Annotated in this window: 21 protein-coding genes and 1 pseudogene; 10 read left to right on the top strand and 12 right to left on the bottom strand. The window is 60.2% G+C overall.

Annotated features, from left to right (window positions below):
* The first annotated feature begins 24 nt into the window (after positions 1–24).
* Positions 25–600 (top strand): phage infection protein, encoded by a 576-nt coding sequence (locus NUH87_RS05525; protein ID WP_338525104.1) that lies wholly within the window; start codon positions 25–27, stop codon positions 598–600.
* Between the two features lie 74 nt (positions 601–674).
* Here the strand turns inward: NUH87_RS05525 and hemB are convergent, their stop codons facing one another.
* Complete coding sequence (gene hemB, locus NUH87_RS05530; protein ID WP_338525105.1) at positions 675–1,649, bottom strand: porphobilinogen synthase; 975 nt, start codon at positions 1,647–1,649, stop codon at positions 675–677.
* 83 nt (positions 1,650–1,732) lie between these two features.
* Positions 1,733–1,927 (bottom strand): hypothetical protein, encoded by a 195-nt coding sequence (locus NUH87_RS05535; RefSeq protein ID WP_338525106.1) that lies wholly within the window; start codon positions 1,925–1,927, stop codon positions 1,733–1,735.
* Positions 1,928–2,331: 404 nt separating this feature from the next.
* Here NUH87_RS05535 and NUH87_RS05540 point away from each other — a divergent pair, with 404 nt between their 5' ends.
* Positions 2,332–2,643: a hypothetical protein gene (locus NUH87_RS05540; RefSeq protein ID WP_338525107.1), complete on the top strand. Its 312-nt coding sequence runs from the start codon at positions 2,332–2,334 to the stop codon at positions 2,641–2,643.
* 213 nt (positions 2,644–2,856) lie between these two features.
* Here the strand turns inward: NUH87_RS05540 and NUH87_RS05545 are convergent, their stop codons facing one another.
* Complete coding sequence (locus tag NUH87_RS05545; RefSeq protein ID WP_338525108.1) at positions 2,857–3,315, bottom strand: hypothetical protein; 459 nt, start codon at positions 3,313–3,315, stop codon at positions 2,857–2,859.
* Between the two features lie 153 nt (positions 3,316–3,468).
* On the opposite strand from NUH87_RS05545, the gene NUH87_RS05550 reads away from it, so the two are divergent.
* The gene (locus tag NUH87_RS05550) at positions 3,469–4,476 is read left to right on the top strand and encodes a dienelactone hydrolase family protein (protein ID WP_338525109.1); all 1,008 of its coding nucleotides are present in this window, start codon (positions 3,469–3,471) and stop codon (positions 4,474–4,476) included.
* 82 nt (positions 4,477–4,558) lie between these two features.
* Here NUH87_RS05550 and rtcA read toward each other — a convergent pair whose 3' ends face one another.
* The 6 genes from rtcA to NUH87_RS05580 all read right to left on the bottom strand — a co-directional run bounded on the left by rtcA (position 4,559) and on the right by NUH87_RS05580 (position 11,565).
* Positions 4,559–5,587 (bottom strand): RNA 3'-terminal phosphate cyclase, encoded by a 1,029-nt coding sequence (gene rtcA / locus NUH87_RS05555; RefSeq protein WP_338525110.1) that lies wholly within the window; start codon positions 5,585–5,587, stop codon positions 4,559–4,561.
* 9 nt (positions 5,588–5,596) lie between these two features.
* Complete coding sequence (locus NUH87_RS05560) at positions 5,597–6,385, bottom strand: nucleotidyltransferase domain-containing protein (RefSeq protein ID WP_338525111.1); 789 nt, start codon at positions 6,383–6,385, stop codon at positions 5,597–5,599.
* A 12-nt stretch (positions 6,386–6,397) separates the two neighbouring features.
* Positions 6,398–7,039, bottom strand: a complete 642-nt coding sequence (locus NUH87_RS05565; protein ID WP_338525112.1) for a hypothetical protein — start codon at positions 7,037–7,039, stop codon at positions 6,398–6,400.
* Positions 7,040–7,058: 19 nt separating this feature from the next.
* A complete protein-coding gene (locus NUH87_RS05570; RefSeq protein ID WP_338525113.1) occupies positions 7,059–8,399 on the bottom strand; it encodes a PBS lyase in 1,341 nt (446 codons plus the stop codon).
* A gap of 4 nt (positions 8,400–8,403) precedes the next feature.
* Entirely contained in the window at positions 8,404–9,630 is a 1,227-nt protein-coding gene (locus NUH87_RS05575; RefSeq protein WP_422393905.1) for an RtcB family protein, read from the bottom strand.
* A gap of 387 nt (positions 9,631–10,017) precedes the next feature.
* Positions 10,018–11,565: an RNA-binding protein gene (locus NUH87_RS05580; RefSeq protein WP_338525115.1), complete on the bottom strand. Its 1,548-nt coding sequence runs from the start codon at positions 11,563–11,565 to the stop codon at positions 10,018–10,020.
* A 204-nt stretch (positions 11,566–11,769) separates the two neighbouring features.
* Between NUH87_RS05580 and rtcR the strand changes: the two genes are divergently transcribed.
* The 6 genes from rtcR to NUH87_RS05610 all read left to right on the top strand — a co-directional run bounded on the left by rtcR (position 11,770) and on the right by NUH87_RS05610 (position 19,009).
* Positions 11,770–13,377: an RNA repair transcriptional activator RtcR gene (rtcR, locus tag NUH87_RS05585; RefSeq protein WP_338525116.1), complete on the top strand. Its 1,608-nt coding sequence runs from the start codon at positions 11,770–11,772 to the stop codon at positions 13,375–13,377.
* Between the two features lie 122 nt (positions 13,378–13,499).
* The gene (locus NUH87_RS05590) at positions 13,500–14,255 is read left to right on the top strand and encodes a YkgJ family cysteine cluster protein (RefSeq protein ID WP_338526736.1); all 756 of its coding nucleotides are present in this window, start codon (positions 13,500–13,502) and stop codon (positions 14,253–14,255) included.
* A gap of 186 nt (positions 14,256–14,441) precedes the next feature.
* A complete protein-coding gene (locus NUH87_RS05595) occupies positions 14,442–14,882 on the top strand; it encodes a CBS domain-containing protein (RefSeq protein WP_040066760.1) in 441 nt (146 codons plus the stop codon).
* Positions 14,883–15,203: 321 nt separating this feature from the next.
* Positions 15,204–16,895, top strand: coding sequence for a lipid IV(A) 4-amino-4-deoxy-L-arabinosyltransferase (gene arnT / locus NUH87_RS05600; RefSeq protein ID WP_338525117.1), 1,692 nt, complete (start codon positions 15,204–15,206; stop codon positions 16,893–16,895).
* On the top strand, positions 16,892–18,433 hold the full coding sequence (locus NUH87_RS05605; RefSeq protein ID WP_338525118.1) for an ArnT family glycosyltransferase: 1,542 nt from the start codon (positions 16,892–16,894) through the stop codon (positions 18,431–18,433). The genes arnT and NUH87_RS05605 overlap by 4 nt, the downstream gene beginning before the upstream one ends.
* 51 nt (positions 18,434–18,484) lie before the next feature.
* Positions 18,485–19,009 (top strand): DUF2867 domain-containing protein, encoded by a 525-nt coding sequence (locus NUH87_RS05610; protein ID WP_338525119.1) that lies wholly within the window; start codon positions 18,485–18,487, stop codon positions 19,007–19,009.
* A gap of 95 nt (positions 19,010–19,104) precedes the next feature.
* On the opposite strand, the gene NUH87_RS05615 is transcribed toward NUH87_RS05610, so the two are convergent.
* The 3 genes and pseudogenes from NUH87_RS05615 to NUH87_RS05625 form a co-directional block, all read right to left on the bottom strand.
* Entirely contained in the window at positions 19,105–19,755 is a 651-nt protein-coding gene (locus NUH87_RS05615; RefSeq protein WP_338525120.1) for a pyridoxamine 5'-phosphate oxidase family protein, read from the bottom strand.
* A 144-nt stretch (positions 19,756–19,899) separates the two neighbouring features.
* Positions 19,900–21,254: pseudogene (locus tag NUH87_RS05620) on the bottom strand (MATE family efflux transporter).
* 87 nt (positions 21,255–21,341) lie between these two features.
* Complete coding sequence (locus NUH87_RS05625; RefSeq protein ID WP_338525121.1) at positions 21,342–22,376, bottom strand: hypothetical protein; 1,035 nt, start codon at positions 22,374–22,376, stop codon at positions 21,342–21,344.
* Between the two features lie 240 nt (positions 22,377–22,616).
* Between NUH87_RS05625 and NUH87_RS05630 the strand changes: the two genes are divergently transcribed.
* A complete protein-coding gene (locus tag NUH87_RS05630; RefSeq protein ID WP_338525122.1) occupies positions 22,617–23,408 on the top strand; it encodes a glycosyltransferase in 792 nt (263 codons plus the stop codon).
* The last annotated feature ends 24 nt before the right edge of the window (positions 23,409–23,432 follow it).

Genomic DNA, 23,432 nt, shown 5'->3' on the forward strand with positions numbered 1-23,432 from the left:
ACATAACACCCGGAGCACACCACCATGAAACGCCAACTCTTCCTCGGCCTTGCTTTCTCGGTACTGGCAGTCAACGTTTTCGCTGCGTCCTCGGCTCAACCCGTCGTCGCCCACACTCAACAAGCAGTCGCTGAGGGCGGTTCTGATCGCTTGATCGATCGCCGTGTAGCTGAAGGTGGTTCTGATCGCCTGATCGATCGCCGTGTAGCTGAAGGTGGCTCCGACCGTCTGATCGATCGTCGTGTAGCTGAAGGTGGCTCCGATCGCCTGATTGATCGTCGTGTAGCCGAAGGTGGCTCTGATCGTCTGATCGATCGCCGTGTCGCCGAAGGTGGCTCCGACCGCCTGATCGATCGCCGCGTAGCTGAAGGTGGTTCCGACCGTCTGAACGATCGCCGTGTAGCTGAAGGTGGTTCTGATCGTCTGATCGATCGCCGCGTAGCCGAAGGTGGTTCCGATCGCTTGATGGATCGCCGTGTAGCCGAAGGTGGCTCCGATCGTCTGATCGACCGCCGCGTAGCTGAAGGTGGTTCCGACCGTCTGATCGATCGCCGCGTAGCCGAAGGTGGCTCCGACCGTCTGATCCAGAATCGTGCATGAGTCGCTTTACTGCAGCATCCAACCAAAAGCCCGGCCTTATCAGCCGGGCTTTTTTTGTCCGCATCGGTGACGCGTCAGATCCCGTCGCGAGCAATGTCCATCGCGAAGTAACTCAGGATGATGTCCGCCCCGGCGCGCTTGATCGCCCCCAGGCTTTCGCGAACAACACGGTGCTCGTCGATGGCCCCGGCCAGGGCGCCGAACTTGATCATCGCGTACTCGCCACTGACCTGATACGCCGCCAGCGGCAGGCGTGACGCTTCGCGGATATCGCGGATGATGTCCAGGTAGGCACCGGCCGGCTTGACCATCAGCGCATCGGCCCCTTCCTGCTCGTCCAGCAACGATTCACGCACCGCTTCGCGCCGGTTCATCGGGTTCATCTGGTAAGCCTTGCGATCACCCTTGAGCGCCGTGCCGCCGGCCTCGCGGAACGGCCCGTAGAGCGCCGAGGCGAACTTGGTCGAATAGGCCATGATCGAGGTGTCGAGAAAACCGGCAGCATCCAGGGCGCTGCGAATGGCCTGGACCTGCCCGTCCATGGCCGCGGACGGCGAGATGAAGTCCGCCCCCGCCTGTGCCGCCACCACCGCCTGGCGCCCGAGGTTTTCCAGGGTGGCATCGTTGTCGACGGCATCGCCATGCAGCACACCGCAGTGACCATGGGAGGTGTACTCGCAGAAACAGGTGTCGGACATCACCACCATTTCCGGTGCCGTGTCCTTGCAGATCCGTGCCATGCGCGCGACCAGGCCCTGCTCGTTCCAGGTGTCGCTGCCCGTCGTATCCAGGTGATGGGACACACCGAACGTCATCACCGACTTGATACCGGCCCGGGCGTAACGCTCGATCTCGCTTGCCAGTTTCTTTTCCGGAATCCGCATCACCCCGGGCATGCTGGTGATGGGCACGAAATCGTCGATGCCCTCCTCCACGAAGATCGGCAATACCAGGTCGTTGAGACTGAACTCGGTTTCCTGGAACAGGCCGCGCAGGCTTTCATTTCGGCGCAGGCGACGCAGGCGCGTCGTCGGAAATAGCTGTGACATCGTGTTTCCCGAGGCGGATTCAGAAGCTGCCGAGCTTAGGCCAGTCTCGCGCCGATTTACACCGATAGATCAAGAAAGGTCTGTTACGAAGGCTGCAACAGTGCGGCACTCGGCGAATTCGCCGGTTGTACCCGGCAACCCGCTGAAAACAAGACTTGCCGGTCATATTTCGTCCATTCGGCCCTTTTCCAATGTTGTAAGAAATCACGAATTTGCAAGATGTAGTGCTTAAAAATATTCACTACAAAATGATTGACGCCTGCTTTCAGCGCTTGCATGATGGGCCCGTCTCCCCGATCGGGAGCGTTGCAAAAGCTGTTGCTACAACAGGCTCGACAAGCCGTCGAGCTGTTCCGGATCTGTACTGCCCACAAGGCAGATTGATGAAGCTGACCTGGCGTGATCGTCCCAACGGGCGATGAGCACTGGCCTAACGTCCTCAAAATGCTTGTGGCTGACTTCGTTACTGTCGTCGGCGCCGTTCAAGGATCGCGCTGCTGCTTGTTCTCGTTGAAACGTTGTGTGTAGCAGGCTTTCACCTCCGCTACACGAATCACGCCCAGGGCCGGCGCCACACTCGACGGACACCACTGTCCGCGTGCGGCTCCACAGCGATTCGCCGTCTTGGCATCGATACACGCGTAAACCAGACAGATTAACGAGTGGTCAAAGGGGCTTTAACATGAATCTGAACAATCAACCGACTATCGATCAACTGGCTCGACTGTTCGCATCGCGCAAGGACAGCCACGACGACCATATCCTCTGGATCAGCGCAACCGGCGATGTAAAACTCGACGGTCGCTCGCCCTACACCGACGAGCGCGCCTTCAGCCAGGCCAAGCCCGAGCTGTTCGCCTGCATCAAGATGTACCGCCGGGGTCAGGGCTATGTCGGCAAGAAAGCGGCGGCGGACAACGACTTCATGGGGCGCGTGCTGCAAACCCTGAAATCGGAATGGGCCTCCCACCACGCCCTGCCGAAGAGCGCTTGACGACTGCTACGGCCGAGTTTTGTGGCAAGGCTGACAGGACTCAGTCATTGAACGGGAAGCTGTGCTTCCCGTTCCTTTCCTCTTACACCTTCTTCCTCGCCGCCTGAGTCCGTTTTTTTCGACTGGCCGACTTCACCGCGGCTTCCCTTCCCGGCCATAGCGAGACGCCTAGCGCAATAAGAATCACTGCGCCCAGACCACACACCGCTATCATCACAAAATTCGCGTTCCACTCCCCCTCGCGACAGCTTCGCTTCTCCACGCCATCCATGGATGGTCTGGCGACACCCTCAGCCCTTCGGCTGCCGCCTTATCGCAGAATCGTTTCGCGAGCGCGTTCTGCTCACTATCGCTGATCACAGGATCAGGATGGCGACCATACCTCGGCGTATCTGGTGGCGTCCAGGTTTCCTGGTGGTGACGAGCGAAGTCGTCCCCGTAGCTGAACGCGGCCGAAACTTCCCACCACGAGTCCTGCTTGCTGTAGCGCATGTTCATCGAACATTGATCGACTCGAGCCACAACCGACGGCCAATCACGCGCTTGCCAAAGCGTGGCGGCATCGTAAAGCGCCATGCCAGCGCAAACGAGGAAGACTATCCCGAACACCATGAGAACAATCGAACGAATACCGGAGAAAAAAGTTTCGACCCAGGTAAAAAATCTCTGCATGATTTCCTTGAGAGGTCCGGCTGCTTGGCTGGATGAACGTGGAGCAGGTGGCTGGATGTGCGTGGAATGACTGGTCGGATGGCGTGAAATCCGCAACCATGGCGGCCAGAAAGTGAATAGCGTATTTGAATCCAATAATAAAAGAGGGACAATATGGCTAGTACTTTCATGAAAAAAACACCTGAAACTTTCGGAAAGTGTGTGGCTTTGCTCGCTGCGCTGACTGCGCCCACCGTTTGGGCAGCAGAGAACGATTCCGATATTCCGGCGCGCCAAGAGGTGACCACGATACATTCAAAAACCCTGACAGATCAGCAGTTTTTGAATGGTGATAAAGGTGGTTCCGACGTGGTTTTGGGGGGAGTGCTAAGCCTTCCGCAGGGAGAGGGAACCTTCCCCGTTGTCATTTTACAACACGGTTCTGGTGGCGTCGGGTCCAATATTACGTATTGGCAACGTACCTTCAATGCGGCAGGCATTGCTACCTTTGCAATGGATGGTTTTACCGGAAGAGGAATAGTCAGTACCTCCGCAGACCAGGCGCAGCTCGGGCGTTTGAACTTCATACTCGATGATTACAATGCAGGCGCTTTGCTTGCCAAGCATCCACGCATCGATCCCAAGCGAATCATCTTGATGGGGTTTTCACGGGGTGGCCAGGCGTCGTTGTATGCCTCACTTGAGCGGTTCGACAAGATGTGGAAGTCGGCCGACTATAGTTTTGCGGGTTATATCGCTTTTTACCCGGATTGTGCGACGGACTTCAAAGATCAAGACGTAGTGATGAAGCGCCCCATCAGGGTCTTCCACGGCTTGGCGGATAACTATGACCCTTTTTCCGTCTGCGAACCCTATTTCAAGGAGCTGAAGAAGAAAGGCATCGACATTGCCTATCATACTTATGAAGGGGCCAATCACGTATTTGATAGCCCCTACACTTGGAGTCCCGTTCGCGAGGCTAAAACCAGCCAGAGTGTAAGGGACTGTAAAATTGTTGAGGCCAGCAATGGACAGCTGATCAACGAGCAAACGGGTAAGCCCTTCCAGTACACAGATGCTTGCGTGGCCAAAGGCGCGCGTGTCGGACCCAATGCTGAAGCGGCAGCCCAGGCGACGACTGATGTCTTGGCGGCGGTGAAGGAAATGCTCTCCAAGCCTTGAAGCGTCCGTCGTCCGCAGCTGTTTTTGAACTACAAAACGCCCGATGCGATGCACCGGGCGTTGGGGTGAAACAGGTGTAAACCTATTTCAAGACTGGACACTCGATGCTCAACACACCATCTGCCAGCGTCGTACAGGCAATCCTGAGCGGCAGAAAACCCTCGATCACCCGAATATTGCTTTGCAGATGCTCGGTCATGCCAGGCGTGGTGAAACTCCCGCCACCGGCCAGCGCCATGGGCAGCAACAACTGATCGGCCAGGTGCTCGCCCACCGCGGCGCTACTGTTCAACCAGCGCCTGGCAGCCTCGACCGCCTCATCAGCCACGGCCTCGGCCCGCAAGCGGGCTTGCCCGAATGCACTGAACACCTCGGTCACCTGCTCACAGCGGTATTCCAGCAACACCGCGTTGCCAGGACCTTCAGCCGGATCGATCAGCAGTGTATGGCGCGACTCGCCCGGGAAATCCAAACGACTGCTGACCCTGGCCAACTCGCGCTCGGCCACAGACTCGGCAACCCCGCTGAGCAATACGCAGGCTTCACGCGCAAGCACAGCTCCCCGCTCGCCCAGGTGCAAAGGTTTCAACAGCGAAGGCTGGATAAAGGCCTCCAATTCACCGCCCCCCGCCGGCACAAAACCATGACGCGAGAGCTGCAACTCGACCTTCGCGCCCATCCGCCGCAACAGCGGCAACCAGGCACGTTCGAGAAACTCGAACGGCGGCGCCAACGGGTTATGGGTTCCGCCGGTAATCACCACACGGCTCGGCACTGGCGCCTGCAACAAGGCAGGCAAAACGGTTTGCAGCACCAAGGTGCAGCTCCCGGCCGAACCGATAACGAAGCGAAAATCCCCACCACGAATCGGACCCGGCTCGAAATACAGGCTTTGCGAACCGAGTTGCGCGCCCTCCACCGTCGCCCCGCAGACCTCGGCGGACGCCAGCACCGCCGCCAGGTGCTGGCGCATCAAGCCGGGACGACTGCGCTTCGCCCGAATATTGCAAATCCGCAGCGCCCGCCCTGTCACCATCGACAGGCTCAGCCCACTGCGCAACACCTGGCCGCCGCCCATGGCGCCGTCCAGTTCGATTACTTCCCTTTCCATATCCTTCCTTCACGCATAGGTGCGAACCATTTCCCTCAGGTAGCGGTCCAGGCGTTGGCTGTCTTCAGTGGTACGCGGCAATGCCGGTACCGGGCGTTCCAATTGTGTTTCGATGAACCCGTGCAGCGCCGGGCGCCGAGGGCCGTAGGCCGATTCATCGGCACTGCGCTTGAGCCTCAGCAACTCATCGACCTCCTCCAGCAGCCGCGGGTCGTCGACGGTCTTGAGCAAGGCGTCGAACGTCATGGGCGGACGCCCCAGCCCCAGGTCGATCCAGCGCACCGCCAACAAGGGTCGCAGCACGTAGAAATATTTCTTGAAACGCACCGTCTCGCCCTGCAGGTAGCCGCGAAAGTTCTTCCTGGCCATCGACAAATAGTGATTACGCGCGGCCGGCGGGCTATAGAACGCCTCTGCCAGTTCACGCAATTGCCGGGCCGCGACTTCTTCGCTGCAGTACACCAGGGGCGAGTCGAGCCATTCGAGCAAGGTCGGGTTGGACTTGCGCAATAACCCGAGGGTCTTGCGCAACTCCCAGCCGCTGATATCCAACTCGTCGTCCAGGGGCCGTTCGATCACATCCCGCGCTTCGCTGACCTGGATGAACCAGTCCGGCTTTTCCACGTAGACAAACCGTACGTCGTAATCACTGTCCGTCGACGAAAAGCCCCAGGCACGGCTACCGGACTCACAGGCATACAACACCTTGACGTTGCGCTCACGCTCTATCCGCGCAAGCTCCTCCAGCACCCGGGCGCGCATGGCGTTATCCAGCGGGTGACGCTCTGCATGTTCCATCTTTATGTCCTTTCAATCCGTTGCACTGGCAACCAGCGCACTCAGTGTGCGGCGCCTAGGATTCCAGATGGTCAGGCACCAGACACCCCACCATTCCAATCCAGCTTCGAAGTAGTTACTCCACGGAGTCGGGCCGAGAATGCCCTCTGCCCTGTCACGGTCTGTCTGGAGGCCATCAACCCAATTCAACACCACGATATCGTCTCGCACATCGAACCCGAGCAGCGCCAGCCACTCCTTGAAGAGTTCCAGGGCCGCCTCTTCAGCAAGCCTGATGCCGTAGGGTGGATCGCGAAAAGCATTAAACAGCGTTGAACCACTCAACCGAGGAGACAGAGTCATGCTCGGATCAAGCACCTTCGCCCAATCCAAAGGCGTGGCCACCGCCTGATCCAGCTTCCAGGTCAGGGGCGGTATCCGGTCGATACCGTCCGGTCGCAGTCGAATCAATGACTGGCGCCACTCATGCTGGCTGACCATGATCTGTTCATACATTGCCATCAGGGCCTGTCGATGCAGCGCCTCATCCACCGAGAGTTCAGGCTCGACTGCCAGCACCACAAACTCGAAGACGCAACCTGCGCTGCTCATTCGCTCGCGCAATGAAGCAGTTTCCTGCGATTCAATGACGCTCAATTTCTGCAGGTTCGACATAACGTTATTTCCCTATTTATCACTTCAGCAGGCTGACGCTCCCCCCGGGCAACGCTCCTGACTCTTCCAATTCCTGCAATCGCTGCTGTAATGCCTGGCGGTGCATCTTGGGCGTACTCGAATCCAGCAGGGTATTCCTGGTGCTGCAGCAACGAGCCAGTTGATCCAACCAGTAATCCGACTGTTCAAGCTCCTGCTCATGACGAAGCAACAAGTACTCCAATTGCCGCCACCCCGGCTTGAGCGTCAACAGCAGCCAGCGACGTGGTTCAGGCAGTTGGTACCACTGCGTGTTCAGGAGCTGCTCCAGTGACACCTCGAAACAAGACCTGGGTTGCTGCCGCAGCAAGACAATCGCCGCATTGAAAACCTTGTCCGACGGGTCGTTCAGAGCCTCGATCTGCTGCATCACGCCTCGCTCACCCAGTGCATTCAGCGCCTGCAACCGCACATTGACCGAAGAAAGCATCAACGCCCGAGCCAGCATCGGGTCGGCCAGAGGCTCATTCAGGTCCTTGGCCAAACCGATCAAACCCAACCATTCCCGCTTGCTGCCAGGAACCGGGCCAGCCAATCTGCTCAATAGCTCTTGCCGGCAATCCAATTGCCAACGCGGCGCAGCCCAACGAGCCAAGCAACGCATGGCCGCAGATGCGTCAAACATGGCCGCTCGCAAATGCGCTCGCGGGTCCTCGATCAGCGTCAACAGCACCCGTAGTGCCTTGACCCTAACGCTGGCACCCGAGGCTTGCATCGCTCGCTCCAGCAATGGCAGCGCTTGTATCGCAGGCAGTCCAGCACAGGCATCCACCGCCAACTGCCGTACCGTCGGATCCCGATGAACCACTGAGTTTTCCAACAACCCCATGCGCCCTTCCGATTCCTCGATCAACACACCGAAGAGAAATCGCGAAGCTTTTCCCGTAGAGCCCAAAAAAGCCTCTTCCACTTGCCGGCGTACAGATTCCGCCAACAACGTCGCACGTGCCTTGGCAAGAGTGGCGCCATGATCTGTGCGTTGCTTGTTGGTTAGCGCCAGCAGCCTTCCCAAAACCCGAAGCAACAAGTCAGCCTTCTCGGGCACCAGATACTTTTCGAGCCCCAACACCGCCTGTTCCCGAACTTGTGGCACCCAGTCATTCAAACGCTCGAACAGCACCTCCAGCGCCTCAACACCCATATGATCAGACAGTCCACGCAACGCGGCTTCGCGAACAAAACCGTTATAGGACCGACTCAATATCACCCAGGCGCTGCAAGCATCGTGACTGTCCAACACATCTCGGACGCGCGCGGCTTCGTAATCGGTCAATTGATAGGGCCAATGCCGCATTCCCTTCAGCTCTTCTCTGCCATTCATCGCTCTATCCCTTTACACACACCACCTGCCGCAAGGTGTGCAGCACTTCCACCAACTCGCGCTGGGCGTGCATGACCTGGTCGATGTCCTTGTAGGCCATCGGAATTTCGTCGATCACCGCCGCGTCCTTGCGGCACTCCACGTGGGCCGTTGCGCGGACCTGGTCCTCGACGGTGAACAGTTGCTTGGCCCGGGTGCGGCTCATGGTCCGACCGGCGCCATGGCTGCAGGAGCAAAACGACTCCTCGTTGCCCAGCCCGCGAACGATGAAGCTCTTGGCGCCCATGGAACCGGGGATGATGCCCAGTTCGCCCTTCTTCGCCGACACCGCACCCTTGCGGGTCACCAGGACCTCTTCGCCGAAGTGCCGCTCCTTCTGCACATAGTTGTGATGGCAGTTCACCGCTTCCAGCGCCGCGTCAAACGGCTTGCCGATCACCTGGCGCGCGGCGGCGATCACCGCCTGCATCATCACGGCACGGTTCTGCCGGGCGAAGTCCTGAGCCCAGCCAACCGCTTCGACGTAATCGTCAAAATGCCGACTGCCTTCTTCGAAGTACGCCAGGTCCCGATCCGGCAAGTTGGCAATGTGCCCGCGCATATCGGCCCGGGCCAGTTCGATGAACAGGTTGCCGATGGCGTTGCCGACGCCACGCGAGCCGCTGTGCAGCATGAACCAGACGCGGTTCGCCTCATCCAGGCAGACTTCGATGAAGTGGTTGCCTGAACCCAGGGTCCCCAGGTGGTTGCGGTTGTTGGTCTTGGCCAGCTTGGGGTACTTGTCGGTGATCGCCTTGAACCGCGACTCCAGCGCCGACCACGCCAGATCGGCCGAAGTCGGGATATGATCCCAGGCGCCCTTGTCCCGCCCGCCGCGAGTGCCGCTGCGCCCATGGGGTACCGCCCGTTCGATGGCCGTGCGCAAACCGTGCAGGTTGTCCGGCAGATCACTGGCGGTCAGCGATGTACACGCGGCAATCATGCCGCAACCGATATCCACGCCGACCGCCGCCGGAATGATCGCGCCCAGCGTGGGAATCACGCTGCCGATGGTCGAACCCTTGCCCAGGTGCACGTCCGGCATCACCGCCATGTGTTTGAAGATGAACGGCATCTTCGCGGTGTTCATCAACTGCTGGCGAGCCTCGGGCTCGACCGGAACGCCCTGGGTCCAGAGTTTGATCGGCTTGCCGTTGGCGACTTCGAGCAAGGTGTAGGTCTGGTCTTGCATATTCTTCATTTCCTGATGGCCAATACACTGGCCTTGTCCTGGGTTAACGGCGACAACAAGGGGTGAAACATGCACCGCGCTCTGACCACTGAGCTATTACCTTACGGTAAGCGGGAATCGAACCCGCGACCACGGCGTACTGTAGTTCCACCGGCATTCGCCGGGGTAAAACCATCAATCAAAGGGGTACGACAAGGGGAGTGACTGATCCGTGTCGCCACGGGCCGGGTTTGAACCGGCATTCAGATGTACAGCCACTGGCATTCGTACCTTCGTTACAACTGACAAGGGTGTGGTGAGACATTCTTGGATGTAGTCCCACCTGCATTCAGTTGCCACGAAATTCAGCATCGTTGCATCCACACCATGACGGGCGAACGCGTTTTTTCATATCGACATGGCGTCAATCGTCTTCATCCAGTGCTGCGCGCTATAGGCACCCTCGGTGAACTGGCTGATGACATCGAACACCGCGTCACTGAAACCGCCGACATTCAAGATGTCCGGCCGGTCCGGTGCCTGGGTGGTCGCACCGGGTTGCATGTCGATGCAGATCAACCGCGCATTCGGGTTTATCTGGCGGATACGCTCCCACTGCTGCATGGTTTCCGTAGCGCCGTAACGACGGGCATCCATCCAGGACTCGTTATCCGACACCAGAATCAAGGTATCTACCCAGGCCCTTTCATCAGCCAACTGCGCCAGCGGTGCCGAACAACGGGTGCCCCCACCACCAATGGCGGCCAGCTTCTGGGCGTTACTCATCACACTGTCCCGTGGATTGAGCTGCACCTTTACTACTTTGTTCTCGAACGGCATCACTCTCGCCTGTGGTGCCTTGCGCAACACGGCTGCCGCAACCAGTGCCGCCACATCGATGCAACGCACTGCCGTGGTCGCGCCCTGGCGGTAGCCGGTGACCGGACTGTGCATCGAACCCGAGACATCCGGGCAGATCACCACCGAGCCCCGCAACGCCGGGACATTGCCCAGGGACAGCTCCAACGCATCCTGCAATGCTTCACGGATCACCTGCGGCACTTCGGCACCTGCCATCCGGTAGGCCGCGAGCAACTGGTACGGATAAACCCTCGCCCTGGCCACTGCCTCTGGGTCTGCCAGCCGCACCGCCACAGCCGCGGCACAACCCTGGACTTCAAAGGCACCGTGGCGAACCAACGTGTTCAGGTTCATCCGCAAGGCCTGCCAGCCCATGCTCATTGCCAGCGAAGCCCACTGGTGCTTGTCCAGCGTCTCGTTGCCAAGCAACTGAAACGGTACTTCAGGCAGTTGCCGGGTCGCACCGACGCGAAACTCCAGCAGCGAGCGAGTCAGCGGTGGCAGGGCGTCGATCGCCACCGGCTTGCCGATGACCCAGGCAAAGAATGCCTCGCGCCAGGCTTCACTCGGCTTGGGGTGAACCATCTTCAGCACATCCGCCAGGGAAGGCTGATTACCCACTGATGCTTGTAGCAACTGCAGCTCGCTGGCTGTGTTCAGCCAATTCTGCACCAACCGCTTGGGCTGCGACCCCAGGGACTTGCGTCCGGTAACACCGCTGCGCAGGATCTGTACGAAATTGCGCAACATCTTGCCGTTATCCACCACCTGTGCGAACACCACCGGCAGCATTGTCGAGTGCTGAGCCGCCAGGGCCGCCAAGAGCAGCGCCGGCATATCTTTCATGTGCCCCTTCTTGCGGGCATAAATCGCGGCCTTGGCGACAAAGACGCTGTCAAGTTCGGCCACCCGCTTCAGGACTTCGTCCAGTTGGCTTTCAGCGCTGGCATAGAAGGTCTGGTTCAGGCAACCGGTGACGGCCAACTGTGCCAGGGCATGGCGAGCCGTATAGGCATACGCCGGTGCCTGGGCGGCATTCAGTGTGTCGCACGCCATAGGCAGGGCACGGGTCTGGAACAGTTGGGTATTGGCCATGCTGGCATCTCGCTCTGTTGTCTTGTTTGCTGACAGAGGTATTGCAGGTGGTGTGCCAGTTTTTACCAACTCATCAAAAAATCTCATAACAACATGATTTATAAGTAATTTTTTATTTAATCATCAAAGAATCGACTCCTAAGCCAGACAAAAGAGCCTTTTATATCTATTATTCTGTATCGTCATTTATCCCAAAGGATAAGAATGTCCAGCAAGCGTTTGGTCACCCTCGGTTTTATCGGCTCCACCCTCGATCGCGTCGGCAAGGGCGCCAACCGATGGAATCACTGGAGGCCAAGCGTGGGTCTGTGCCAGCAGCCTGACTTGCTGGTACACCGCCTCGAACTGATCCACGGCACCGACGCCCGGGATGTGAGCCTGGCCGAACGGATACGCGACGACATTCGCCAGGTATCGCCGGAGACCGAAGTACGCCTGCACCCCATGACCTTGCGTAACCCCTGGGATTTCGAGGAGGTGTACGCCACGCTGCATGACTTCACCACCGACTACCCCTTCGATACCGAGCGCGAGGAATATCTCGTGCATATCACCACCGGTACCCACGTGGCGCAGATCTGCTGGTTCCTGCTCACCGAGGCGCGCTATCTGCCGGCTCGGCTGATTCAGACCTCACCCGCCCGGCGCCTGAATGAAGAAGCACGGGTCACCGGCACTCACGCGCTGATCGACCTCGACCTGTCGCGTTATGACCGGATCGCCACGCGCTTCACCCACAAGCGCCTCGAGGGGCTGGCATTCCTGAAGTCCGGGATTGCCACCCGCAACGCCAATTTCAACCGCACCATCGAGCAGATCGAACGCGTCGCCGTGCGCTCGCGCGCGCCGATGCTGCTGATCGGCCCGACCGGCGCGGGCAAGTCCTTTCTCGCCCGGCGCATTTATGAACTCAAACGCAGCCGACATCAGATCCAGGGACGGTTTGTCGAGGTCAACTGCGCCACCTTGCGCGGCGACGGCGCCATGTCCGCGCTGTTCGGCCATATCAAGGGCGCGTTCACCGGCGCGCAAAACAGTCGCGAGGGGTTGTTGCGAGCCGCCGACGCCGGACTGCTGTTCCTGGATGAGATCGGTGAACTGGGCCTGGACGAGCAGGCGATGCTGCTCAAGGCCGTCGAGGAAAAACGCTTCTTCCCCCTGGGCTCGGATAAAGAAGTCGAGAGCGACTTCCTGATCATCGCCGGCACCCACCGCGACCTGCGCAGCCGTGTTGCCGAAGGACTGTTTCGCGAAGACTTGTACGCCCGGATCAACCTGTGGACCTTCGACCTGCCGGGCCTGGCGGGTAGGCGCGAAGACATCGAGCCGAACCTGGACTTCGAACTGGAGCGCCATGCTCGGGAACAGGGCCAGTTGGCGCGCTTCAACGCCGAAGCCCGGCGCCGCTACCTGACCTTCGCCAGTTCCAGCGAAGCGAGCTGGCTCGGCAATTTCCGTGAGCTGTCGGCTTCAATGACGAGAATGGCCACCCTGGCAGACAGCGGCCGTATCGATGAAGCCCAGGTCGAAGAAGAAATAGAACGCCTGCGCCGCGCCTGGGGCCAGGCTGAACCGCAGGACGCCCTGGATCAGCTGCTCGGCGAAAATGCCCGGGAAATCGATCTGTTCGATCGCCTGCAACTCAATGCCGTGATCGAGGTGTGTCGCCGGGCCAGCAGCCTCTCGGATGCCGGACGCCAACTGTTCGACGCCTCCCGCCAGGCCAAGGCCAATCCGAACGATGCCGACCGTCTGCGCAAATACCTGGCGCGGTTCGGCCTGGACTGGAAGCAACTGAATATCAAAAACTGAGTTTATTTCTACAACCTTGTAACAAAAAAGCTACTCACCCTCTCCACAGCTCAAACTCCGTGAAATCACGGGGGCCGGTGCTCGTGCTCCGGTTCAAAAAAGCTGGCTGAGGTGGCAAGTTGATCAATACACGATTTTCCTGCGTGGGCTGCGGCAAATGCTGCAATGACCACCATGTTCCGCTGACACTGGCCGAGTCCCGGCAGTGGGCGGCAGACGGCGGTACCGTGATCATCCTGGTGGAGGCTTTCCTGGAAAACGGCCATGGCGTTCCGGCCTTGCAGTTCGAACATGCCCGGCGGCGTTCGACCAAGGTGCCCAGCGGCACGACCCATGCCTGGCTGGCGGTGACATTCGCCGCCTATAACAAGGGCCCCTGCCGCAACCTCGACGCCGACAACCGCTGCGGCATCTATGAACGGCGGCCGTTGGTGTGCCGCATCTATCCGGCGGAAATCAACCCGCACATCCCATTGCGACCCGACATGAAGGATTGTCCGCCCGAATCCTGGGAACAGGGAACGCCCCTGATCGTCGGAGGCCAGTTGGTCGCCAGCGAGCTGGCAACGCTGATCGAGCGCTCACGCCAGGCCGATCGGGACGATATCCAGCAGAAAGCGGCGATCTGCACGCGGCTGGGCATCCATACGACCGCCCTCAAGGGCGACGGCTTTGCCACCTATCTGCCCGACATGCCGGGCTTTATCGCGGCGGCCAATGAGGTCTGCGACAGCCCACAGGCAACTGCGGACAACTCCCCCTGGGGGTTTCAACTGGCGAATCCGTCGACCGCGCGGATCCTCCTTGAACACGGCGCCGCACTGAACCAGCCAGATGACGAGCGCTACACGTTCATCCCACTGCAAACCCAGGATTAAGGCTGCCGAACCCGCCATCCGCCACCGTACTCCGGCCAAAAACGCCAAGATGGCGTTTTTTCAATCTCTAAATGCCGCTTTCTGTATTGCCCTCGCGGTATCCGTCTACGATTCTGTAAGAACGGTCACGATGGAATGTGACCCCCTCCCGACAAGAACAGCAAGAACAGCCAGAGAGAGCCGTCCATGAAAACCGTCGCAGAGCTGTTGAAACTCAAGGGTAGCCAGCATCAGGGCGTGCATACGATCGCCCATGACCATACGGTGTTCGAAGCCCTGATCCTGATGGCTTCGAAAAATGTCGGCGCCCTTCCGGTAGTCGACAACGGCCAGGTAGTAGGCATCATCAGCGAACGTGATTACGCCCGCAAAGTGATCCTGCACGGACTCAGTTCGGTCACCACCAAGGTCCACGAGATCATGAACGCCCCGGTCATCACCGTGGATTCGCGCCAGAACGTGCAAACCTGCATGAACATCATGACCGACAAGCATCTGCGCCATCTTCCGGTGGTCGACGACGGGCAACTGATCGGCTTGCTGTCCATCGGCGACCTGGTCAAGGAGGCCATTGCCGAACAGGCCGACCTGATCCGGCAACTGGAACAGTATATTCGCGGTGAGTAAGACCGGCCCCCGGGGCCATGAACAGGATCACGGCAGGCGCGAGCCCACTCGCGCCTGCCGTACCGATTACCGCCGGAAAATTATGTCAAAATGTTTATGAAACCCAGGTAATACGGGGCTTTCGGCGATATTTCCGATTTTTTCACAACGCTTTCACTTGACTCCCACCTGCGCGTCTCTACATTCCCCCTCCGTCCGCGCCCAGCCTTGTCCACCCTTTACAGTTTTAAACATCGACAGCCTGGATCGGACCATCAAGTACATGCATTGTGCGTGATCCGCTCAAACCCTAGCCGCGGCGCTCACCGCTAAGGTCGACCCATGAACCCTCACGTCTTTCCCCTCTCCGCCGAAACGCTCAGGCGCTGGTCCGTACCGGTACTGCTGCTGGGCTTCGCGGTGTTCTACCTGCTGCCTCTGATGAGCCACGGCCTGTGGATTCCCGACGAACCCCGCTACGCCCAGATCAGCCAGGAGATGCTGCTGAGCGGCAACTGGACCTCTCCGCACTTCATGGGCCTGCGCTACTTCGAAAAACCCATTGCCGGCTACTGGATGATCGCCATCGGCCAGGCGATATTTGGTGACAACCTTTTCGGGGTGCGTGTGGCGTCGGCTTTCTCCACCGGCCTTAGCGTGCTGCTGACCTACCTGATCGCCCGACGCCTGTGGAACGACCCGCGCAAGAGCTTCGCCTCGGCCTTGCTGTTCATGAGCTTCGGCTTGATCGCCGGGCAAGCCGGCTACGCCAACCTCGACCCGCAATTCACCCTGTGGTCGAACCTGAGTCTCTTCGCCTTCTGGTTCGCGGTCGACAGCACCGAGCGACGCCATCGCCTGTACGCCTGGACCGGGCTGGGCCTGGCCTGCGGCATGGGCTTCCTGACCAAGGGTTTCCTCGCCTTGCTGCTGCCGGTACTGATCGCCCTGCCCTACATGCTCTGGCAGCGTCGCCTGGGTGAACTGTTGCGCTATGGCCCGCTAGCGGTAGTCGTGGCGGTCATCGTCGCGCTGCCCTGGGTGTTGGCGGTCAACGCCCAGGAGCCCGACTACTGGAATTTCTTCTTCTGGCACGAACACATCCAGCGCTTTGCCGGGGACAACGCCCAGCATGCCCGGCCCTGGTGGTTCTACCTGCCGCTGCTGGTGGTGTCCTGCCTGCCGTGGTCGGTGCTGCTGGTCCCGACGTTCAAGCAGGCCTGGCAGGAAAAGCGCCAGGCCGGCACCGGCTTCCTGTGGCTGTGGTTCCTGTTGCCCCTGGCCTTCTTCAGCCTGAGCCGAGGCAAGCTGCCGACCTACATCATGCCGTGCCTATTGCCACTGGCGCTGATGATGGGCAATGCGTTGATCGACCGTGTGGCCCGTGCCGAAGGCCGGCTGCTGCGGATCAATGGCTGGCTCAACCTGGTCCTGGGCGTGGTCGCCCTGGTCGCGCTGATCTACCTGCAAACCAGCCGTTCGATCTACAGCAACAGCCATGCGGAAGTCTTCAATCTCTCGCTGGTGTTCATCATGCTGATGGGCTGGATCATTGCCAACGCCCTGCAAGCGCTGCGCCCGCTGACCCTCTGGGCCATGCCGGCGCTGGGGATCGGCTTGCTGGTGGCACTGCTGCCGGCGGGCATGCCGGCCAGCATCATCAACGAGAGGATGCCGGATCAATTTATTGCAGAACATGTCGATGAATTGCGCCAGACCAACCGCCTGCTCAGCAACGAACTGGGCGCCGCCTCCGCGCTCTCCTGGCGCCTGCAACGTCCGCGGGTGGATTTGTTCAACACAGCGGGTGAATTGAAGTACGGTCTCGACTATCCTGATGCCGCCGAGCGGCAGGTCAACTCCGCCAGCATCGAACAATGGATGACCGAGGCCCGTAAACAGGGTTCGGTCGGTGTAGTCCTGCGCGTCAAGAGCGTAGACGAAATGCGTGAAGTCGAGCAGCTTCCACTGGACGGCAAGCGTTATCAGAAGGGTAATACCATCATCATGATCTTCCCGCAGACCCAACCATGAATCAGAGTTTCTGGAAAACCGACAAAGGCGCACTGACGCTTCTGCTTATCGTAACCGCCCTCCTGCTGCTGGTTGGTCTCGGCCAACGGGAGTTGTGGGGCGCGGAAACGCGCTGGGCCAACATCGCCCTGCAGATGTTGCAGTCGGGCAACTACTTCGATCCCTACCTCAGGGGTTCACCCTACTACGACAAACCGCTGCCCTCCTACTGGCTGATCACCGCCAGCGCCGGGCTGATGGGTGGCCTGGGCCACTGGTCACTGCGCCTGTCGTCGGTGATTGCCGCCTGGCTGACGGTGTGGCTGGTCTACCTGATCGGCGAGCGCCTGTGGCGCAAGGGCACCGGCCTGATCGCCGGCTGGATGCTGGCCACCACCTTCTATTTCGTGTTCTGGGCACGGGTGGCGACCGCCGACATCCTCACGGTATTTGGTGTGGTCGCGGCCATCTGGTGGTACTGGCGCGGGCCGGATGACACCCGACTGGGCCGCTACACGGTGTTTTTCCTGATCCTGTCCATGACTTCGCTGCTCAAGGGGCTGATCGGCTTCATCCTTCCGGGACTGATCCTGCTGCCGCACGTACTGGCTGACGGGCGCTGGAAACGTCACCTCAACCCACGCCTGTTCGTCGCCCTGGTCATTGCCGGCGCGCTGTACGCCGTCCCTTTCGCGCTGTCGCATTTCTACGGCTCGCCGACCTATGGCGAGAGCGGCCTGGCGCTGGTGTTCAAGGAAAACGTCGTCCGCTTCTTCAACCCCTTCGACCATATGGGGCCGATCTACACCTACCTGATCTACCTGCCGGCCTACACCCTGCCCTGGGCACCGTGCTGGATCCTCGGCCTGTGGGTCGCCATACGCCAATGGAAAACGATCGAGCCCAATACCCGCTGGCTGGTCTGGGCACTGGGGCTGTTGTTCCTGTTCTTCACCCTCAGCGGCAGTCGGCGCAGCTACTATGTACTGCCCCTGGTGCCGTTCGCCCAATTGCTGGCGGCCTGGTGGGTCACCCGGCGCCTCGAAGAGAAGCGCGCTGCCGGCAAGGTCGCGGGACCGGGCTGGGCCAAGGGCTTCGGCGCGACGGCGGTGTTTCTGCTGCTGGTGATCGGCGTGCTCTATCCATGGACCAACGGTGGCGGCGGCGTGATCAAGTTCGCCGACGACGTGCGTGCCAAGGCCAGTCAGCAAATGCCTTGGGATGAGTGGAAAATGGTCATGATCGAGGTGGACAACAAAGTGCCGATGTACATGAACAACCAGGGCACGCCGTTCTACTACATCAACAACTCCCAGGACTACCCACGTACCGGCGACAGCGCTGCGTTCATGGCCTGGCTGGAGAAGACCAGTGGCCAGCGCTGGGACCCGGCACGCACGCTGATCGTCACCAGCTACAGCAAGCACGAAGAGGTGCCGTTGAACTACCTCTCGGCCGACCATGAGGTGGTCACCACCGAACTCACCAATGGCGCGCGGATTGCCAAGAAGAAAGAGAGTGGCAGCGTGGCCTACATCCCCAAGGCCAAGGGGCTTTAACCAATGAACAAGGGCACCGGAAGGTGCCCTTTTTTCTTTCAAGGAGACGCGATGAACCCCCGCATACGGACATGCCCTCTTCCCATCGACTCGGCCATTCATCAATACCTGCCGGGCGCGAGTTTCATCGATAGCCAATGCGTGGAGGTCGACAACACCGAACGCACCGCCCTGCGGCATGCCTTGAACCTGATGTCGATGACACCGGCCTGGATCGACAACCTGATGGTGTTGCGCAATCGCCTGGTCCAGCTGTTCGGGCTCAAGGACCTCGGGCACCTGACCCGGGTCGACCTGTCCAGGGACGATGCGTCCTACGGCGAAAATGACCGGGTGGGCATCTTCACCCTGATCGCCAATCGACCCGATGAAGTGGTGCTCGCCGACAAGGACAAGCACCTGGACGTCTACCTGACACTCAATCGCTCAGCGGCGACGCCGGAAGGCACGCGCACGCTCACCCTGTCGACGGTGGTGCGCACGCACAATCTCCTGGGCAAGCTCTACATGCTTCCCGTAGGGCCTTTTCACCGGATGATCGTGCCGATCACCCTGAGAAACATCTCCCGATGCTGAACAGGCGGTCGGCCTTGTCCAGGTATGCGCAACTATTTATCGGTACCCTGTGATACAGAGGGACACACGGTAATCACTGGATACGACCGGGGTAGTCAGCCCTGGCGGCCCCAGCGGGCGACGTAGGCCGGCATCTCGACACGCTCATCGGCAGGCACCGCGGCAGCGGGTACCAGTTCCAGTGGCAGGACGCCGGCCCATACTGGCAGGTCGAGATCCTCGTCATCATCGTTCGGCCCTCCCGTACGGATCTTGCAGGAGAACTCGTCCAGCGCCACGCGCAACACGGTCGTGGCGGCCCGCTCCTTGGCGTTGGCGCGGCGCGCCTCCTTCGAGCGGCCCACGGCGATTTTCTCCACCAGCGCATCCAGCGAGGTCAGCTTGTGCTCCCCCTCCACTTCCTCGCAGACGCCATAAATCACGGCCGCGCGATAGTTCATCGAGTGGTTGAACGCCGAGCGAGCCAGCACCAAACCGTCGATATGGGTGATGGTCAGGCAAACCTGGGCTCCCAGCGCCGCGGCCTTGATCAACCGGCTGCCGTTGGAACCGTGGATGTAGAGATAATCACCTTCACGCCAGCAGGCCGTTGGAATGCAGTGCGTCCCACGCTGATCGGTAAAGGCCAGGTGGCAGACATAGGCGGCATCGATGATCGCATTGAGGGTTTCACGCTCGTAATCGGCGTGCCGCGGCTCCCGACGCACCCGTGCGCGTTCGGACAACGGTCCGGTCTTTTCACTCATGGCTGTATTCCTTGTCAGTCAATGGGAATGACAAGTTAAGGTACGATTGGCTCTTTAAAAAGATCCAATCAAAGTACTTTTGATCATACCAATTTCCGTGAAACGAACTCCGCGAACGCCTTCAACCTGGCCACCGACGTCCGGTCAAATCAACCGTTCGATCCGCTTATACCGCCACACGCCCCGGTAATAGGTGGTCTGCATCACCAACATGCACAGGTAAGCCACCGGAAAGGCCATCCATACCCCTTCCAACCCGAAACGCGCATCGAGCAGATAAGCCACCGGCAACTCCACCCCGACGATGCAGAACACCGAGATGAGCACCGGTGCCAGCACCGTGCCGCTGGCCCGCATGATGCCGCCTATCGCCGCCTGGAAACCGAAGACCAGGATGCTCCAGAGCATGATGTGCAACAGGTGCTCGGCCTGGGCGCGGGTGGTCGGGTCGGTGATGAACAGGCCCAGCAACCAGTGGGACAACCCATACCCCAGGACGATCAGTGCGCCGGTCAGGCAGGTGTTGATCATCAGGCCCGTGCGCAGGATCGGTCCCATGCGCTCCAGACGCCCCGCGCCAATGGCCTGGGCACCGAGAATCGACGCGGTAATGGCAATCGACAACGCCGGGAACTGTACGTAGTTGACGATCTGGGTCACCGCGCCATACGCCGCCGTCGCCTGGGAACCGTGATGGTTGACCAGGGACAGGATCACCAGTTCGGACAGCGACAGCACCACCATCTGCAAGCCCGTAGGCAGACCGATTTTCAGGACTTTGCCCAGGATGTTCCAATCCAGTCGCATCGCCATCAGCAACGCCCGGTCCGGGGCCAGGACGCTGGCTTTACGAAGCAGGCGCAAGGCCAGGAAGATCATCGCCAACGCGGTGCCCACCAGCCCGGCCACGGCCGCGCTGCGGATGCCCATCTGCGGCAATCCCAGCCAGCCGAGAATCAGCGCCGGGGTCAGGAACAAGCCGGTGCAGGTGGAGACCGCCAAGGCCAGCAGCGGCGACAGCGTATCGCTGATGCCACGCAGCAACTGGGTGAAGAGCACGAAGACCAGCAACAGCGGCATGATCAACATCATCACCTGGGCATAGCCGACCGCTTCGTCGAGCACGTCGGCGGGCGTGCCCAGGCCGATCAGGGCCGGGCGCGCAAACACGCTGCCCAGCACGGCTGCGACCAGGCCGATCAGGACGCCCAGGGCCAGCGTCGTACCGGCAACCGCCTTGACCGAGTCCGGCTCGCGGGCGCCCCAGGCTTGCCCGATCAACACCGAGGCCCCCGCCCCAGCCCGATGATCAGGGCGATAAAGAAGAAGACGATGGGAAACATCCCCGACACCGACGCCAATGCCTGGGTGCCGAGCAGTTGGCCGATGTAGATGCTGTTGAGAGTGCCGGAGAACGACTGGAGGAAATTGGAAAGCACCATGGGTGCCAGAAAAACCAAATAGGTTTGCCAAAGCGGGCGCTGGGAGTTTTTTTGCATGAAGGGGTCGGATTCCGATGGATAGGCAGCTACGTGCCCGCCGACTCTACCTGATAGAGGAGCCCGTGTTGAGTCTCATCGCCTTGCTCAAAGACCCGGGGTCACCTTCGGCGCGGGCTCGGTCCCGCCCCGCTGCTCCATCGCTGTCGCGAGATGCCCTTCGATCTGTGCCGAAAGATAGTAGGTCGCGGCCATCACCCCGGTGTTCGGATCCGATACCAGCTTGAGCCACGCCTTGTCGAAGGCCTCCCCCAGGCTCTTGCGAAGTCGCTCCCGGGTATCCGGTTGCTCATGCTCGTGGACGATGGCACGGAAACCCGCCACCCCCAGGGAGATCATCGCCCCGGCCACCCGCCCGACCGCCGTCGCGACCGCACCGGCCGCCCCGCGACTGGCGAACTCGCCCTGGAGTTTCTCGCTGGTCTGTTTCGCCACCGAATTGATGCCCGCGCTCGATGTGCCTTCACTCGCGCCCCCGGCCTTGTGAATACGGGCGTCCAAGGCAACATAGGCCGGCAACCGGGCCAACGGCGCAGCCCGCAGCGCTTGATAGAGCGACACGTTATGATCCGCAGGCGGGGCCAGGGAAATCGCCGGGATCTGATTGATGTGCTGGTCGAACTGGTCCGCCGGCACACCATAACGCTGGGCGATCAACCCTAGCTGCTTACCCAACTGCTCAAGGTAAAACTGCGCCGCCTGATCCATGATGGCGTCGGGATCGGTCTCCAACGCCACAGGGGCCAGAACCCGTGCTCGATACTGCTCCTGCAGATAGCTCGCCAGGCGCGTGGCTGACGCATCCTGCTCGCCCCGGTCATTGAGCTGGTACCAACCGACTTTGATCGACAACCACTCCTGGGTCCAATAATTGTCAAACCAGGGAATGAATTTTTCGTCGGTCTGCTGATAGATCCGCGTGCGCCAATACTCCATGGCGCTGCGTGCCCAGGCGTCGGATTGCAAGGTGGCCTGCTCGGACGCCTGGATGAGATCGACATCGACTTGCTGCCAGACCGCCGGGGAAACCGAAGACGGTGCCGACGTTTCACGGGCGCGGTCAAGACCGGCGCATCCGGCCAACACCATCACCAAGGCAACGATCAGCACACGCGGGCTCAAGATTGCAACTCCCGAAAGCCGGGTCAAGCACACGCGTGCCGCCGGCATCCCCTGTCTTGAGTATAGGTCGCCACCCCGTCAGGCCCGGGCGCTTGCCGACCTTGACCGGGCAAACAACGGTAGCGACAGGTGTCAAAAATGTTACCCGCCGGAGAATCGCCTGAAACCCGCCCCCTTACAGAATGCGCCCACGCCTGAACATCCAGGCACTCACATCAGCCCATGAGCGAGGCTTTATCCATGATGGTGCGCACGCGTCCCCTTCAAGCGAACTTCAGCATCGTGCTGGTCAACTACAAGACCCCCGAGCTGACCCGGACCTGCCTGGAGTTGCTGCAAACAGCCCTGCACGGAACCGATGCCCCGGTGTTCGTGGTCGATAACGATTCGAACGATGCCAGCCTCGACTACTTGCGCAGCCTGGACTGGATCAACCTGATCGAGCGCAAGGGCCACGCGCCAGAGGCCGGGAACGCCGCCCATGGCCGGGCCCTGGATCTTGCCTTGGCGGAAGTCGAAACCGAGTACCTGTTCCTACTGCACACCGACACCTTTATCCATGACCCGGAGGTTTTCCGCCTGATGCTCCAGCGGTGCTCGGCGCCACGGGAAGTCGTGGCGGTCGGCTGCCTGGAACAGTTGAACCGAGGGGTTGTCCGGTCGACCTGGCGCCTGGCCTCGCGCTTTGTCCAGCATTACACCCGACGTGGCCTACGCGCCATGGGCCTGGATGCCAGAACACCCAAACCGTTCCGGGAAAAGCATCTCAAGAGCTTTTGCGCGCTGTGGAATGCGCGACTGATCAAACAACACGGTCTGCGCTTCCATATGAACGGCGGCAATCCCGGCTATGAGCTGCAAGATCGGATGACTGAACTGGGCTACGGGGTCGAGTGCATTGCGCCGCGCCAGCTCTTTCGCTATCTGGACCATATCCAGAGCGGGACGGTGGCGGCCTTGGGCGGCTATGGCAGGAACCACCGCCGGGTCAAGATGTACAACCAACTGAGCCGGGGTCCCGTGATGGCCTGAATGTACTAATTCTGTAGGAGCGAG

Source organism: Pseudomonas batumici, assembly GCF_036585405.1.
In the GTDB taxonomy this organism is placed as follows: domain Bacteria; phylum Pseudomonadota; class Gammaproteobacteria; order Pseudomonadales; family Pseudomonadaceae; genus Aquipseudomonas; species Aquipseudomonas batumici.

What these genes read in the sequence shown, in the direction of transcription:
- NUH87_RS05630 (WP_338525122.1), top strand. Translation starts at nt 22,617, where the DNA reads ATGATGGTGCGCACGCGTCCCCTTCAAGCGAACTTCAGCATCGTGCTG.
- NUH87_RS05540 (WP_338525107.1), top strand. Translation starts at nt 2,332, where the DNA reads ATGAATCTGAACAATCAACCGACTATCGATCAACTGGCTCGACTGTTC.
- NUH87_RS05570 (WP_338525113.1), bottom strand. Translation starts at nt 8,399, where the DNA reads ATGAATGGCAGAGAAGAGCTGAAGGGAATGCGGCATTGGCCCTATCAA.
- NUH87_RS05595 (WP_040066760.1), top strand. Translation starts at nt 14,442, where the DNA reads ATGAAAACCGTCGCAGAGCTGTTGAAACTCAAGGGTAGCCAGCATCAG.
- NUH87_RS05550 (WP_338525109.1), top strand. Translation starts at nt 3,469, where the DNA reads ATGGCTAGTACTTTCATGAAAAAAACACCTGAAACTTTCGGAAAGTGT.
- hemB (WP_338525105.1), bottom strand. Translation starts at nt 1,649, where the DNA reads ATGTCACAGCTATTTCCGACGACGCGCCTGCGTCGCCTGCGCCGAAAT.
- NUH87_RS05560 (WP_338525111.1), bottom strand. Translation starts at nt 6,385, where the DNA reads ATGGAACATGCAGAGCGTCACCCGCTGGATAACGCCATGCGCGCCCGG.
- rtcA (WP_338525110.1), bottom strand. Translation starts at nt 5,587, where the DNA reads ATGGAAAGGGAAGTAATCGAACTGGACGGCGCCATGGGCGGCGGCCAG.
- NUH87_RS05545 (WP_338525108.1), bottom strand. Translation starts at nt 3,315, where the DNA reads ATGCAGAGATTTTTTACCTGGGTCGAAACTTTTTTCTCCGGTATTCGT.
- NUH87_RS05605 (WP_338525118.1), top strand. Translation starts at nt 16,892, where the DNA reads ATGAATCAGAGTTTCTGGAAAACCGACAAAGGCGCACTGACGCTTCTG.
- rtcR (WP_338525116.1), top strand. Translation starts at nt 11,770, where the DNA reads ATGTCCAGCAAGCGTTTGGTCACCCTCGGTTTTATCGGCTCCACCCTC.
- NUH87_RS05575 (WP_422393905.1), bottom strand. Translation starts at nt 9,630, where the DNA reads ATGCAAGACCAGACCTACACCTTGCTCGAAGTCGCCAACGGCAAGCCG.
- NUH87_RS05565 (WP_338525112.1), bottom strand. Translation starts at nt 7,039, where the DNA reads ATGTCGAACCTGCAGAAATTGAGCGTCATTGAATCGCAGGAAACTGCT.
- arnT (WP_338525117.1), top strand. Translation starts at nt 15,204, where the DNA reads ATGAACCCTCACGTCTTTCCCCTCTCCGCCGAAACGCTCAGGCGCTGG.
- NUH87_RS05610 (WP_338525119.1), top strand. Translation starts at nt 18,485, where the DNA reads ATGAACCCCCGCATACGGACATGCCCTCTTCCCATCGACTCGGCCATT.
- NUH87_RS05615 (WP_338525120.1), bottom strand. Translation starts at nt 19,755, where the DNA reads ATGAGTGAAAAGACCGGACCGTTGTCCGAACGCGCACGGGTGCGTCGG.
- NUH87_RS05580 (WP_338525115.1), bottom strand. Translation starts at nt 11,565, where the DNA reads ATGGCCAATACCCAACTGTTCCAGACCCGTGCCCTGCCTATGGCGTGC.
- NUH87_RS05525 (WP_338525104.1), top strand. Translation starts at nt 25, where the DNA reads ATGAAACGCCAACTCTTCCTCGGCCTTGCTTTCTCGGTACTGGCAGTC.
- NUH87_RS05535 (WP_338525106.1), bottom strand. Translation starts at nt 1,927, where the DNA reads ATGCAAGCGCTGAAAGCAGGCGTCAATCATTTTGTAGTGAATATTTTT.